Source organism: Nocardia sp. NPDC001965 (assembly GCF_053594175.1).
Genome location: NZ_JBSFDZ010000027.1, coordinates 40207 through 54613, shown reverse-complemented (window position 1 = coordinate 54613; position 14407 = coordinate 40207). Strand labels below are relative to the sequence as shown.

Here is a 14407-nt window from a genome sequence, read left to right as displayed (position 1 = left end):
CATGAGTTCCTGGCGTGAACGGGTGCTGTCGGTACGGCTCGGACCACCGGGGCACGGGGGGTTCTGCGTGGCTCGCCACGAAGGCCGGGTGGTGTTCGTCCGGCACGGGCTGCCCGGCGAGCTGGTGCGAGCCAGGGTCACCGAGGATCGGGGCGGCTCGTTCTGCCGGGCCGACGCCGTGGAGATCGTCGAGGCGTCACCGGACCGGATACCGGCCACCTGTCCGGTATCCGGTCCGGGTGGGGCGGGCTGCTGTGATTTCTCCTTCGCCACCGCGGCGGCGCAGCGCCGGCTGAAGGCGGCCGTCGTATCCGAGCAGTTGAGCCGGATCACCCGGCTCGAGCGCGCGGTCGAGGTGGAACCGGTCACCGGAGCGGGTGACGAGACCGGTGGCTGGCGGACCCGGATCAGGCTGGTGGTGGACGCCGATGGCCGGGCCGGTGTGCACCGCTATCGCAGCACCGGTGTGCTGACCGATCTGCGCTGTCCGCAGCCGGTGTCGCGCGCCCTGGACGGTATCGAACGCGGTCGCTGGATGCCCGGTGCGGAACTGGTGATCGCGGTCGACGACACCGGGGCCCGCCATATCGTCGAAATCGCCCCACCGGCGCCGGGGACCGGCCACCGGGATGGTGGCCGGCACGGCGGCCGGTCCGGACCCGGTGGTCGCGCGGACCGGCGAACGGGCGGCCCGCGGGGGCCGCGTTCGGCCGACCGCGACGCGGTCGCGGGCGCGCAGCCGCAGACACCGGGCGCGCAACGCCGCCACACCGCGGCCCGGCGGGCCGCCGCGCACGCCGACCGCGACGAATTCGTGGTGGAGGGTAGCGGCCGGGCTGTGCAGTATGTCTCCGGCCGCCGCTGGGAGATCTCCGCGGCCGGATTCTGGCAGGCGCATCGCGGTGCCGCGCAGTGCTATTCGGATATCGTCGCCGAGTGGTCCGATCCGGGAGCCGGCGCGACCGCCTGGGATCTGTACAGCGGGGCGGGGGTGTTCGCCGCGCGGCTGGCCGAGCAGGTGGGGTCCACCGGCACGGTGCTGGCCCTGGAATCCGCACCGGCCGCTGTCGCCGACGGTAATGCCGCGCTGGGCGATCTGCCGTGGCTGCAGCTCCGGGCCGGCCGGGTCGAACAGTGGGCGGTCGGACACCGTGGAGCGCGGCCGCGGGTCGTGGTGCTCGATCCACCGCGGGCGGGGGCGGGCAAACCGGTGGTGCACGCCGTCGCTGCCGCCGAACCGGACCGGATCGTGCACATCGGATGTGATCCGGCGTCGTTCGCCCGCGATCTGCGCCTCTATCTGGATGCCGGGTACGAGCTGAGCGCGCTGCGTGCCTTCGACGCGTTCCCCGCCACCCATCACGTGGAATGTCTTGCGCTTCTGGAACGCTGAGGCCACCGGATGCGCCGGGACCGCCCGGCGCATCCGTTACTTCAGCTGCCAGGTGGCCCGCAGCGTCGCGGTGATCTCGGCCTCACCCGATTCGATCGGCACCGCCGCCGGGTCCGACGCGGCGACCAGCCGGATGCCGCCGGGTTCGGCGGGTTGTTGCGGCGGCGGCGCGGTCGTGTGTTCGGTGATCTCGAGCACGGGGCCCAATTCCCGGGCGGCCCGGCGTGCGTACTGCCGTGCCTTGTCCAGTGCGTTGTCCCAGGCGGCGTCCCGTGCCCGCTCCAGCAACCGTTCCCGGTCGGCGAAGGTGTGCTGGAGGCCGCCCAGCCGCGCATCGTCCCCACCCGCCGCGACGGCATGGGCGACGATCTCCGACGGGGTCGACCGGGTGGGATCGACCGCGGCGGCGAGGACCACCGTGAGGGTGCTGGTCGCGATATAGCCGATCACTCGTGACGTGCCGTCCTGCCAGGCGGTATCCGATCGCACCGAGAGCATGCCGGTACCGATGTCGGCGGCCGGTACGCCGTCGTCGCGCAGCGCGGCGGTCAGGGCCGTCACACTCCGGCCCGCCCGGTCGTAGGCCAGGTTCACGGTGCTCGCGCGGCATTCGACGCCGATCGTGAGCACGATCCGGTCCGGGGTGGCGCGCACACTGCCGTATCCGAATACGGTCACCGTCGCGGCCTGCGGCTGGGTCATCCGGTCTCCTCACGGTCGGTCTCCGGCGGCCGGCGGCGCGCCGCTGTCCCGGGGCCCGCGGCCGGACACGGTTCGCGCGGCACCCGTCGTTCACCTTAGGCTGGAGCGATACGCCGGACCGCGGTTCCGGCCCGGTACGGAGGTGTGTACGGCTCGCCGCCCGGGTGGTGCAGTCGGCCGCGGCTCCTAGACTGGTCGGATCAACTGCGCTATCCGGAGGGAGCGAATCAGGTGGGAGTGCTTTCCCGGGTCGATACGCCCGAAGACGTGCGTCGGCTCTCGGCACCGCAACTGCGGGAGCTGGCGGCCGAGATCCGCGAGTTCCTGGTGCACAAGGTCGCCGTCACCGGCGGCCACCTGGGCCCGAATCTCGGGGTGGTGGAACTCACCCTCGCCCTGCACCGGGTTTTCGATTCACCCGCCGACCCGTTGATCTTCGATACCGGGCACCAGGCCTATGTGCACAAGATCGTGACCGGTCGCAAGGACCGATTCGACAGTCTGCGCCGCAAGGACGGACTGTCCGGATACCCGAGCCGCTCGGAGAGCGAGCACGACTGGGTGGAGTCTTCACACGCCTCGGCGTCGCTGTCCTATGCCGACGGTCTGGCCAAGGCGTTCGCCCTCACCGGACAGGACCGCCATGTGGTGGCGGTGGTCGGGGACGGTGCGCTCACCGGCGGTATGTGCTGGGAGGCACTGAACAATATCGCGGCCGCGAAGGACCGCCCGGTGGTCATCGTGGTCAACGACAACGGCCGCTCCTATGCGCCGACCATCGGCGGGCTGGCCGACCGGCTCACGGCGCTGCGCACCCAGCCGGTGTACGAGCATATGCTCGACACCGGCCGCCGTTTACTGAAAAGTATTCCGGGCGTGGGTGATTCCGCGTATTCGATGGTGCACGCCGTCAAGGCCGGGATAAAGGACGCGGTGAGCCCGCAGGAGCTGTTCAGCGATCTCGGTCTCAAATACGTCGGCCCGGTCGACGGCCACGATCTCCTCGCCCTCGAATCGGCGTTGCGCCACGCCAAGGATTTCGGCGGTCCGGTGGTGGTTCACGCGGTCACCCAGAAGGGCCACGGCTACGAACCGGCCGAGAACCACGAGGCCGATCAGATGCACGCCTGCGGCCCGATCGACCCGCTCACCGGCGAATCGGTGAGCACCGGGACCTCGGTCAGCTGGACCTCGGTGTTCGCCAAGGAACTCATCGCCCACGCCGAGCACCGGGAGGACATCGTCGCGATCACCGCGGCCATGCCCGGGCCCACCGGATTGTCCGCCTTCGGTGACCGTTTCCCGGACCGGCTCTTCGATGTCGGTATCGCCGAACAGCATGCGCTGGCCTCGGCGTCGGGGCTCGCGCTGGGCGGGCTGCATCCGGTGGTGGCCATCTATTCGACCTTTCTCAACCGGGCCTTCGATCAGCTGCTGATGGACGTGGCACTGCTGAAACAGCCCGTCACTCTGGTCCTGGACCGCGCCGGCATCACCGGAGCGGACGGCGCCAGCCACAACGGTATGTGGGATCTGTCGCTGCTCGGCATCGTGCCCGGTATGCGGGTCGCCGCACCGCGCGACGCGGCGACCCTGGCCGAGGAACTGGCCGAGGCGCTGGCGGTGAGCGACGGTCCCACCGCGTTGCGGTTCCCGAAGGACAGTGTGGGCGCCGAGATCCGGGCGATGGAACGCCTCGACGGTGTGGATGTGCTGTGGCTGCCGGATCGGGAGGGCCCGTCGGCGCAGGCCCAGCGTGGCGATGTGCTGTTCGTCGCCGTCGGTGCTCTGGTGCCGGCCACGTTGCAGGCCGCGGAGTTGCTGGAGGCCGACGGGATCACCGCCACGGTCATCGATCCGCGCTGGGTGCTGCCGGTCTCCGACACGATCGTCAAACTGGCCGAGAACTACCGCCTGGTGGTGACCTTGGAGGACAGTGGTCTGCACGGCGGAATCGGCGCGAGCGTATCGGCCCGGCTGCGGGCCGCGGGGCTGGACGTGCCCGCGCGCGATATCGGTATCCCACAGGAATTCCTGGACCACGGCAGTATCACCCAGGTACGGCAGGAACTCGGTCTCACCGCCCCCGATATCGCCCGCCGTGTCGCCGGCTGGCTGGACGTGCCCTGACAGTTACCGGACCGGATGGGTAGCGCACTCGCTACCTGTCCGGTACGCCGGTCAGTCTTCGGACCGGTCGATCAACGCGGCCGCGAGCGGCTCGGCGGCGAGTTCCCGCTGCCAGGGCCGAGCCCCGTGAGTTTTCAGGAAGCCGTCGACGGCCGCGGAGATCTCGTCGGCAGCCGTCCCCGGTCCACCGCGGTAGTCGGCCAGGCCGTCCCAGCACAACCGGCGTACCAGATCGGGGGAGAGCAGGTTCTCCACCGGTACCGCGACCCGCTCGGAGATCCGGGTCATCACCGTGCGGGCCCGGGCCAGCCGCGCCGCGGCCACCGGGTCACGACGTTCCCACCGGTTCACCGGTGGCGGGCCGTCGTAGGGCTGACTCATCCGGGGCAGCTCCTCGTCGGGTAGTAGGCGGGCGCGTTCCACCGCCCCCAGCCATTCCCGCGAGTAGCGGCGTTGCCGCGGGCCACCGAAGACCGGAAGTTCCCGCAGCTGCCCGATGGAGGTGGGGTCGGCCTTCGCGGCCGCGACGATCGCCGAATCCGGCAGGATCCGCGACGGTGCGATATCCCGGCCGCGCGCCAGGGTGTCGCGGGTGGTCCACAGTTCGCGCACGATCGCCAGCTGCCGGGCGCGGCGCAGCGTATGGATACCGGAGGTGCGCCGCCAGCGGTCCGGTTTCGGCGCGGCGGGTTCGAGCAACCGGATGTGTTCGAATTCCTGTGCGGCCCAATCGGTCTTACCCTGGTCGGTCAGTGACGCGGCCACGGCCTCCCGAAGCTCTACCAGTAGCTCCACGTCCAGGGCGGCATAGTTGAGCCAGGCCTCCGGGAGCGGCCGGGTGGACCAGTCCGCGGCGCCGTGACCCTTGCGCAGTTCCCGGCCGAGCAACTGTTCGACCATGGCCGCCAGGCCGACCCGGGGGAATCCCGCCAGCCGTCCACCCAATTCGGTATCGAACAGCGCCGCCGGGCGTAAACCCAGCTCGGCCAGGCCCGGCAGGTCCTGGTCGGCCGAGTGCAGAATCCATTCCAGGCCGTTGATCACCTCGGCCAGCGGCGCCAGCGCGTCGGCGACCGGTATCGGATCGATGAGGACGGTGCCCGCGCCCGCCCGGCGCAACTGGATCAGATAAGCCCGCGACGAGTACCGGAAACCGGAGGCGCGTTCGGCGTCCACGGCCAGCGGCCCGGTGCCGCCCGCCAGACGCTCGGCGGCGGCCGCCACGGCCTCGGCGGTCCGGCAGACCGGCGGGATTCCCTCGGCGGGAACCAGCAGTGGAACGGCAGTGGGCTCGGCGGATTCGGAATCGGCCGCCGGGGCGGCAGCATCCTGCCGTGGCGCCGGATCGGACGCCGGAGACAGGCCGGTGCCACCATCCGGGTGGTCACCGGACAGGTGTTCGGGCTCCTCTACTACCGGCATAAAGGGCCACTCTACGTGGCCGGAGCCACGTCCGATATTCAACCACGGTCGATATCGCCGGCCGGGGAGGGACGCAGATCGGTGATCCCGGCCGGTGGCAGACCCGCCGCGTACGCCAGGACTTCGCCGAACGCTTCCACATGAGGTCGCATCTCGGTGCTGCGGGCGGTCCACGACGCCCGTAACTCCAGTTGGTGCGCGCGCGGTGGACCGGCGATATCGCCGTACCGCACCGAACTGGTGGAGGTCACCGTTCCGCCGAGTGCGGTGAACGGTCCCTCCCTGGATTCCAGGGCGTCCACGAGCCAGCTCCACGCGACCTCGGGTAGTAGCGGGTCGGCGGCCAGGGCGCCGTCGATATCGGCCTGGATATACGCGACCAGGCGGAACACGCCGTGCCAGGCTTCGTCGCCGTGGGGGTCGTGGAGCAGGATGAGGCGCCCGAAGGCGTCGTCGTCGGAATCGATCGGGACGACCGGCGAGTCCTCGTGGATCACCTCGGCGCCGAGCGCGTAGGAGTAGGGGGCGAGACGCTGCGGCGGACGGATCGGGGACAGCTCGATCCGCGGATGTACGGATGCGGCGCCCATCGCCGAGACGGCAGCGCGAAACGATGCGGGTTCGTCGCCGGGCCCATCGTCGGGTGCGCCGTCGCGGATATCGAGCGGTGTCACGGGGAATGACGGTAGACCCGTAGCACCCGGGGCGTGCGGAGGCGCGCCGGGCGACCGTTGTTGCTGCGTGTGCGGGCCCGATCGTGGTAAACAGCGCGCAACCACCCCCGGGGTGCGCCCAGCCGCCGCCCAGGAGAGCGGATCGGCGGCGATCGGTGACCGCCGGCTGTGGTGTGCGGGCGTGCGCGCCGACTTGTCCGGGGCCGCATACGATGGCGTGTGATGAGCACATATACGCGCCGCCGGTTGTCCGATGCCCCGTTCCTGGCCGCCGCCACCGGCGCCGCACCGGGCCGGCGCCCGGTGTGGTTCATGCGTCAGGCGGGCCGGTCGCTACCGGAATATCGCGAGGTCCGGACGGGTGTCGGGATGCTGCAGTCGTGTTTCGACCCGGAACTCGTCTGCGAGATCACCATGCAGCCGGTCCGGCGGCACGGGGTCGACGCGGCCATTTTGTTCTCCGATATCGTCGTTCCGCTCAAGGCGGCCGGAATCGATCTCGATATCGTGCCCGGCGTCGGTCCGGTGGTCGCCGCACCGGTGCGCACGGCCGCCGATGTGCAGGCGCTGCCGCGGCTGCGACCCGAGGAAGTGGGTGCGGTCGCGGACGGAGTCGGATTGCTGGTGGACGAACTCGGGCAGACGCCGCTCATCGGATTCGCCGGCGCGCCGTTCACCCTCGCGTCGTATCTGGTGGAAGGCGGCCCCAGCAAACATCACGAGCGCACCAAAGCCATGATGTACGGCGATCCCACCGCCTGGCACGCGTTGCTCGGCGCCCTCACCGATATCACCCTCGTATTCCTGCGCGCTCAGCTCGCGGCCGGGGTGGACGCGGTGCAGCTGTTCGATTCGTGGGCGGGGGCGCTCTCGCTGGCCGACTACCGCCGCTTCGTGCTGCCGCATTCCGAGCGGGTGTTCGCCGAACTCGCCGAGGCCGGGGTGCCTCGGATCCACTTCGGCGTCGGCACCGGGGAGCTGCTCGGCGCGATGGGTGAAGCCGGTGCCGATGTGGTCGGTGTCGATTGGCGGTTGCCGCTGACCGAGGCGGTGCGCCGGGTGGGCGCGGGCAAAGCACTCCAGGGCAACCTCGATCCCGCGGTGCTCTTCGCGGGCTGGCCGGTGGTGGAGTCCGAGGCCCGCCGGATCGCCGAGGAGGCGGACGCTGCCCTGGCCATGGGCGCCTCCGGCCATATCTTCAATCTCGGCCACGGGGTACTCCCCGAGACCGACCCCGGCGTACTGACCGCGCTGGTCGAACTGGTCCACGAACTCTGAGCCGAGCCGCCGGGGCATACCGTGCGTGATGCGGAGCGGTACGCCCGGCGGATCCCATCCGGTGCCGTCCACCTCCGGACCCTGCAGCGTCGGCGCGACGGGTATCCGGGATCGCCTCGCGGCGCCGGGTGAGGTGAGTGGCCCCGACGATCCGGCCGGATCGTAGGCGGAGGGCGGAATTCGCCGGCGCGCTCGCCGCGATACGGTCGCACCATGAGAATCGCGGTAGTCGGTGGGGGGATCAGCGGGCTCGTCGCGGCATACCGGTTACGTGTGCTGCTGGGCGATTCGGCCGTGATCACCGTGGCCGATTCCCGGGACCGGTTCGGCGGTGTGCTGCGGACCAGCGAGATCGCGGGTGAGCCGGTGGACCTGGGAGCCGAGGCGTTCGTCGGGCGGCGCCCGGAGGTGCCGGAACTGCTGAGCGAACTGGGTATCGCCGATCAGCTGGTGCATCCGGCCGGTCTGCGGCCGCTGATCTGGTCGGGCGGGCGGGTGCACCCGCTGCCCGACCGAACGCTGATGGGGATCCCGGCGACGGCCGCGTCCGTCGAAGGGCTGGTCGACGCGGCGACGCTGGAGTGGATCGCCACCGAACCCGATCGCCCGTTCACCTGGCGGCCCGGTGCCGATATCGATGTCCATTCCCTGGTGGCCGAGCGTTTCGGCGAGCAGACCGTGGCGCGCAGCGTCGATCCGTTGCTCGGCGGGGTGTATGCGGGCACCGCTCGTTCTGTCGGTGTGCGCGCGGCGCTGCCGACGCTGGCCGTCGCGCTGGACCGCGGCGCCGCCTGCCTCACCGATGCGGTGGCGGCGGCGCTGCCCCCGCCCTCGGACGCACCGGTCTTCGGGGCCCTGCGCGACGGATACGGCGCACTGTTGGACGCGCTGGCGGCGCGTACGGCGGCGGCGACCGTCGGCGATACCGCGGTCACCGGCCTCCGGCGGATATCCGGTGGCTGGGCAGTGGATCCGCTCGGAGAATTCGATGCGGTCGTCCTGGCGGCACCGGCGCCGGTGACAGCTCGGCTGCTGGCCGATATCGCGCCGGCGGCGGCGAGCGCGGCCGCCGGTATCGAGCTGTCCTCGTCGGCGCTGGTCGCACTGGAGTTGCCGAAGGATACGGCGTTGCCGGCGAATTCGGGGGTACTGGTGGCCACCGGGGAACCGCTGCGGGCCAAGGCGTTCACCCTGTCCAGCCGGAAATGGGCGCATCTTGCCGCCCGGGGCACCGCACTGGTGCGGGCCTCTTTCGGCCGTTTCGGGGACGACGCGGTATTGGGTCTGTCCGACGCCGAACTGATCGATGCCGCCACCGTCGATCTGGCGACCGTGACGGGGGTGCCCATCACTCCGCGGTCGGCTGTCGTGCAGCGCTGGCCCGGTGGCCTGGCCCAGTACGCGCCCGGCCACACCGAACGGGTCGCCGAAATCGAATCCGCGCTGGCGGGTTTCGACGATCTCTCGGTGACCGGGGCCTATCTGCACGGTGTCGGTGTACCGGCCTGTGTCGCGGCGGCGACGCGCGCCGCGACGCGGATCGCCGCCGCCGGGACGGCTGCACGGGCCTGAGGCCTGTCCTACGGCGCGCCGGATGTGGTGCGGGCGCATATCCGAACCTCCGGCCCCGCCGTGTACCCGATCCGGCGAGTGGCACGATGGGATCATGGCGCGACTCGATTACCAGTCTCTCAACTCCACCATCCGCTATCTCATGTTCTCCGTGTACCAGGTGCGGCCCGGAGTCCTGGGAGACGACCGCGCGGCGGCGCTGAAGGAGGCCCGCGAATTCTTCGACGGCCTGGCCGACCGCGGGGTCGTGGTACGCGGGTTCTACGACGTGGCCGGGATGCGGGCCGACGCCGATTTCATGGTGTGGACACATGCCGAACGGGTCGAGGACCTGCAGGCCGCCTACGCCGATTTCCGGCGCACCACCGATCTCGGCCGGGCCAGCACCCCGGTGTGGAGCAATGTGGCGCTGCATCGGCCCGCTGAGTTCAACAAGAGCCATATTCCGGCGTTCCTGGCCGGCGAGGAGGCCGGTAACTACATCTGCGTCTACCCGTTCGTCCGGTCCTACGAGTGGTATCTGCTGCCCGACGACGAGCGCCGCAAGATGCTCGCCGATCACGGCAAGGAAGCTCGCGGCTATCCCGATGTGCGAGCCAACACCGTGTCCTCGTTCGCGCTCGGCGACTACGAGTGGATTCTGGCGTTCGAGGCGCCGGAGCTGCACCGGATCGTCGATCTGATGCGTGACCTGCGCGCCACCGAGGCCCGGATGCATGTCCGGGAGGAGACCCCGTTCTACACCGGTCCGCGGGTCGAACTCGAACAGCTCGTCGCCGCGCTGCCCTGATCCCGGCCGCCCGGCCGGCGTGCTCCCGTTACGGGAGGTCGGCCGGGCGGTCGTCACGGACGCTACTGCCGCGCAAGCGGCGGCTTCACTCCGTGGCGCCGGTGGCGGGGTGCAGGCGCAGGGATATCGAGTTGATGCAGTACCGCTTGTCCGTGGGGGTGGGGTACCCCTCGCCCTCGAAAACGTGTCCGAGGTGGCTGTGGCAGTTGGCGCAGAGCACTTCGACGCGGCGCATCCCCAGCGAAACGTCCTCGCGCAGCAGTACCGCGTCCGAGGCGGCCGGATCGAAGAAGGACGGCCATCCGCAGTGCGATTCGAACTTCTCCGTGCTGCGGAAGAGTTCGGCGCCGCAGGCCCGGCAGCTGTAGACCCCTTCGGTCTTCGTATCGGTGTATTCGCCGGTGAACGGCCGCTCGGTGCCGGCTTCGCGGAGTACCGCGTACTCCGCGGGATCCAGCTTCGCCCGCCATTCCTGGGGGCTCAGCTGAATCTTCGGGGTGGGCAGGGAGGTATCGGTCGCGTCCGTTTCGGAGCTCATGGGTCCACGCTACGCGGTCCGATCGAGGTACCGGATCAGCCGTGTACGCGCTCGGTCTCGGCTATCGGTGCCCTGTCCGGTGCCGGGGCCACCGATACGGCGGGAACCGGGGCGGGATCCGGTGGTGTCGGTGCGGCGAAGTCGTCCGTACCGCCGTCCCGGGAATCGGGTGCCGCGGCCAGCCACGCCGGGTCCAGGTTCGGCAGCCGGCCTTCCCGGCGAGCCGCCAGGTAGCGGTCGCCGAGCACACAGAACACCACGACCAGCAGCAGGCCCCACCCGAAGGTGATACGCAGGTATTCCAGGTTGCGGCCGATATCGGGCCAGCGGTCCGACAACCATTTGTCGTAGGACAGGAAGCCGAACACCGCCAGCCAGGCCGGCCAGTTGCGCAGGACGGAATTGCGCAGGACCACCGACATGAGGAACGGGAACAGCATCATCGAGTAGTACATCTGGCCCAGCGACGCGAGCAGCCACGACGCGGTGAGCAGCACCCCGGAGGCGGTGGTGACGAAGAAGAGCTCGTCTTCGCGGTAGTAGCGGTACAGGATCCACAGCGAGATCAGGACCAGGACTGCCATGGTGATCCGGATGGTCCAGGTGAGCCAGGGCGGCAGCCCGTAGTACTCCGCGTTACCGGGTATGGCGCTGTTGAAGTAGTCCCGGGTTTCGAACAGATACGGCGCGGTGCGCGTGAAGAAACGTTCCGGGTCCCGGGAGAGCGGCCAGGCGACGGCGGTGAGCACGACCGGCACGGTCACCGCCGTCGCGACCAGCGTCCACTGTTTACGGACCACCGCGATGAGCAGCAGCGGCGCAAGTGTCGGTTTGACGGCCATACTCAAACCGAGGACCACACCTGCCCATACATCGCGTCGTCGCAACAACAGGATGAGGAACAGCATCTCCGCCAGCAGCAGGCATCCGTTGACATTGGTGAACACCAGAGTGTTGATCACCGTCTCGGACGAGAACATCGCCAGTAGGAGTACCGGCGCGGCGATCGAGCGCAGCGTGTAGTTGAACAACCGCAGCAGCAGATACCAGGCGATCAGGATGGCGACGGCGTTGAGCAGGATGAACAGCCAGCGCGACTTCTCGTAATCGATCACCCCGATCGGCGCGATCAACAAGGTCCCGCTGGGTGGATACAGATAGTGCGGATCCACCGAATCGAAGTTCGCCGTGTAGACCTCACGCCCGTTCAGGAAGTCCAGCGAGGCCTGGTAGACCGGCTTGTAGTCATCGGTGACGAAACCGTTGACAGCCTTGATGAACACCCGGTTCAGCACGGTCATGACCGCCAGCGGCCAGAGCGCGAACCGGATCACGTCGGCGGTTGTTCGAGCAGTGCGGGGCTCGAGCTGTCGAAGGAACACCACGGCACGGTACACCGGGCGGTGCCGTGGTGTTGCCGGGACCCACCCTCGACGCGCCGGTCAGGGGTGCCTCGGGCCCTGTTCGGACCGCCCGCGGTCAGGCCGGGCAGGCGGTGCCGTCACCGGGCAGCCGACCGTCCTTCAGGTAGTCCACGAGTGCGGTCTGCGCGCATCCGGAATGGGTGCTCACCGGATGACCCCAACCCTGCCAGGTCATCGTCGAGGTCCGGGCGCCCGCGGCGCCGAGCGCGCCGGTCACCGAGGCCTGGGCGGCTCCGGCGACCGGGTCGCCGACGCCGGTGAGCACCAGTACCGGCAGTTCGAACTTTTCCAGTGCGGGCGACGCCTCGGTGACCGGCCATGCCGAGCAGGCCAGCATCGACAGGGCGGTGGCGCGCCCGAACGCCGGATACTTCTGCGCCCAGATTCCGGTCAGATCGGTGACCTGGGCCGCGGGCGGACTCTGCGGCATGTCGGTGCAGCCGTTGACGAATTGGCCGTCGGTCGCGGTGGCGGCTTCCTGTTCACCGATGTTCGCCTTCAGTGGCCCCAGATCACCCCGGCCGGCCGCCGACAGTGCGTCGGCGAAGGCGCCGACCCGGCCGCTCTGATCCGCCCGCGGGCTACCGAGGAATCCGGTGACGGCCGTGCGTACCGCGTTTGCCGATATGTCGCCCAGCTGTCCGTCGGTGGCCTTCTGCATCAGCGCGGTCACCGCCGCGCGCGGGTCCGGCCCGAGCGAGCAGGAGATTCCGGCGCACTGCTGCGCGAAGGCCGTCAGTGCGGCCTCGGCGCCCTGAACCGCTGTCTCGGTACGGGTGATCGTGTCCACACCGACCGGGGTGGGGGAGTCGAGGACGAGCCGGGCCAGCCGGTCACCGTATTTGCGGGCGTATTCCATTCCGACCAGTGCGCCGCTGCCGGTTCCCAGAACGGCGATATGGTCGACATCCCATTCCCGCCGCAACTGCTCGATATCGTCGGCGGCGTGCGCGGCGTCGAAGGTACCGTCGTAGGGCTGCAGGAAATCCCGGCAGGAGATGGTCCCGTTACGGGACAGATCGGACATGCCCGCCACCGGATCACCGCCCGGGCTGAACTGGGCGTTGTCCTGTAGGCCGGTGCGGATATCGGCGGGCAGGCAATCGATGGCCTGGGAGGTGCCGATACCGCGCCGGTCCACCGCGACCACCGGATGTGTGGTGAGCAGTGCGTTCGCCGGGCCGGTCGCCAGACCGGCGAGAGTGGCGCCGGAAGAGCGGTCCACGCCCGAGGTCAGGACGACCGGCGTGGCGTCGGGCGGGGTCTGCGGGAGCCGGGCCCGTATCGCCCCGGCGCGGAAGTTGCCCAGTACCGAGCCCGCGCTGTCGATCGGTGTGGAGAAGTCGGCGCATTCCAGGACCAGGCCGGCCGGGCCCGGGCCCATACCGGCCTGGTCGAACGTCTCGCGGCTGCACTCGCGCCAGGGCAGATCCTTTTTCGGCACCTCGGCGGCGGGCGGCGGCGGGACCTGTGCCGACGTGGTGGAATCGCCTGGTACAGGCGGACGTTCGACGGCGACGTGCGGGCGGTCCGACGGACCGGCACCGCATCCGGCGATCATGATCAAAAGTGCCGAGGCCGGCACCACTGCCCGAGTCCAGCGCATGCGCTACACCCTGCCAGGTCCGGATCGGATTCGCCCCAGCGGGACGTCCGGCACCCGCGCGGCCGCCCGTTCCCGCCTCCGGGGGTTCAGGCACGCACCCAGCGGGTGAGCACCGTTCCGTCCGTATCGAAGAGTAGATGCGCTGGGGTCATACGCAGGCCGAATTCCCGATGGGACACCGAGATCCGCCGGGCCGGACCGCCGACGAGCAGGGGTGCGGTGGTCAGGCAGAGTTCGTCGACGGCGCCGTCGGCCGCCAGGGATCCGAACAGTTGCGGGCCACCCTCGCACAGCATCCGGTGCAACCCGCGCGCGGCCAGCGCCGCCGGGACCGCCGGTGGATCGATGACCTCGTCACCGATCACGATCACCTCCGCGCCCGCGTCGGTGAGGGCGCGGACCCGCTCGGCGGGAGCCGCGGCCGTGGTGAGGATCAGAGTCGGGGTGCCCGCCGTGGTGAGTACGCGGTGGCCGGGGTCCAGCGCGGCGGAAGCGGTCACGATCGCGATGGGAGGCGGGGTGCCGTCGGCGTGACCGCCGATGCCGCGGGCGAAGAGTTCCCGACGCAGTCCGGGGTCGGTCTGCGCGCCGCCGTAGTTCTCGGCGCGTACTGTGCCGGCGCCGACGAGTACCACGTCGCACAGGTCGCGTAGCAGGTGGAACACCCGTTTGTCCGCCGGTGTGCCCAGGGCACCCGAGACGCCGCCGGCGCCGGTTACCGCGCCGTCGATACTGGAGACGAAATTGACCCGCAGCCAACTCTGTTCCTGTTCGCCCGGGTAGGCGTACAGATCGGCGAGCGCGTCGTTGTCGAGGTCTGTGAGCTGGATCGCATCGGGGATACGCTGCATACCGACAGCTCATACCACGTCATTAGG

At 70.0% G+C, this 14407-nt stretch carries 12 protein-coding genes; 5 read left to right on the top strand and 7 right to left on the bottom strand.

The window, feature by feature from the left end:
* Position 1 precedes the first annotated feature (1 nt).
* Positions 2–1393 (top strand): class I SAM-dependent RNA methyltransferase, encoded by a 1392-nt coding sequence (locus tag ACWCPQ_RS27515; protein WP_449904116.1) that lies wholly within the window; start codon positions 2–4, stop codon positions 1391–1393.
* A gap of 36 nt (positions 1394–1429) precedes the next feature.
* On the opposite strand, the gene ACWCPQ_RS27510 is transcribed toward ACWCPQ_RS27515, so the two are convergent.
* Positions 1430–2095: an SIMPL domain-containing protein gene (locus tag ACWCPQ_RS27510; RefSeq protein WP_449904113.1), complete on the bottom strand. Its 666-nt coding sequence runs from the start codon at positions 2093–2095 to the stop codon at positions 1430–1432.
* A 231-nt stretch (positions 2096–2326) separates the two neighbouring features.
* Here ACWCPQ_RS27510 and dxs point away from each other — a divergent pair, with 231 nt between their 5' ends.
* The gene (gene dxs, locus ACWCPQ_RS27505; protein ID WP_449904110.1) at positions 2327–4225 is read left to right on the top strand and encodes a 1-deoxy-D-xylulose-5-phosphate synthase; all 1899 of its coding nucleotides are present in this window, start codon (positions 2327–2329) and stop codon (positions 4223–4225) included.
* Between the two features lie 51 nt (positions 4226–4276).
* Here the strand turns inward: dxs and ACWCPQ_RS27500 are convergent, their stop codons facing one another.
* The gene (locus tag ACWCPQ_RS27500; protein WP_449904107.1) at positions 4277–5647 is read right to left on the bottom strand and encodes an HRDC domain-containing protein; all 1371 of its coding nucleotides are present in this window, start codon (positions 5645–5647) and stop codon (positions 4277–4279) included.
* 38 nt (positions 5648–5685) lie between these two features.
* Complete coding sequence (locus tag ACWCPQ_RS27495; RefSeq protein WP_449904174.1) at positions 5686–6237, bottom strand: DUF3000 domain-containing protein; 552 nt, start codon at positions 6235–6237, stop codon at positions 5686–5688.
* 306 nt (positions 6238–6543) lie between these two features.
* On the opposite strand from ACWCPQ_RS27495, the gene hemE reads away from it, so the two are divergent.
* The 3 genes from hemE (at position 6544) to hemQ (ending at position 9961) form a co-directional block, all read left to right on the top strand.
* Positions 6544–7599: a uroporphyrinogen decarboxylase gene (gene hemE, locus ACWCPQ_RS27490; RefSeq protein WP_449904104.1), complete on the top strand. Its 1056-nt coding sequence runs from the start codon at positions 6544–6546 to the stop codon at positions 7597–7599.
* A gap of 213 nt (positions 7600–7812) precedes the next feature.
* Positions 7813–9171 (top strand): protoporphyrinogen oxidase, encoded by a 1359-nt coding sequence (locus tag ACWCPQ_RS27485; RefSeq protein WP_449904102.1) that lies wholly within the window; start codon positions 7813–7815, stop codon positions 9169–9171.
* A gap of 94 nt (positions 9172–9265) precedes the next feature.
* A complete protein-coding gene (gene hemQ, locus ACWCPQ_RS27480) occupies positions 9266–9961 on the top strand; it encodes a hydrogen peroxide-dependent heme synthase (protein WP_449904099.1) in 696 nt (231 codons plus the stop codon).
* Between the two features lie 85 nt (positions 9962–10046).
* Here the strand turns inward: hemQ and msrB are convergent, their stop codons facing one another.
* The 4 genes from msrB to ACWCPQ_RS27460 all read right to left on the bottom strand — a co-directional run bounded on the left by msrB (position 10047) and on the right by ACWCPQ_RS27460 (position 14380).
* The gene (gene msrB / locus ACWCPQ_RS27475; RefSeq protein ID WP_449904096.1) at positions 10047–10499 is read right to left on the bottom strand and encodes a peptide-methionine (R)-S-oxide reductase MsrB; all 453 of its coding nucleotides are present in this window, start codon (positions 10497–10499) and stop codon (positions 10047–10049) included.
* A gap of 35 nt (positions 10500–10534) precedes the next feature.
* Positions 10535–11896 (bottom strand): glycosyltransferase family 87 protein, encoded by a 1362-nt coding sequence (locus tag ACWCPQ_RS27470; protein WP_449904093.1) that lies wholly within the window; start codon positions 11894–11896, stop codon positions 10535–10537.
* 82 nt (positions 11897–11978) lie between these two features.
* Complete coding sequence (locus tag ACWCPQ_RS27465) at positions 11979–13529, bottom strand: alpha/beta hydrolase (protein WP_449904091.1); 1551 nt, start codon at positions 13527–13529, stop codon at positions 11979–11981.
* A gap of 86 nt (positions 13530–13615) precedes the next feature.
* Positions 13616–14380: a pyrimidine reductase family protein gene (locus ACWCPQ_RS27460; RefSeq protein ID WP_449904088.1), complete on the bottom strand. Its 765-nt coding sequence runs from the start codon at positions 14378–14380 to the stop codon at positions 13616–13618.
* Between the last annotated feature and the right edge of the window lie 27 nt (positions 14381–14407).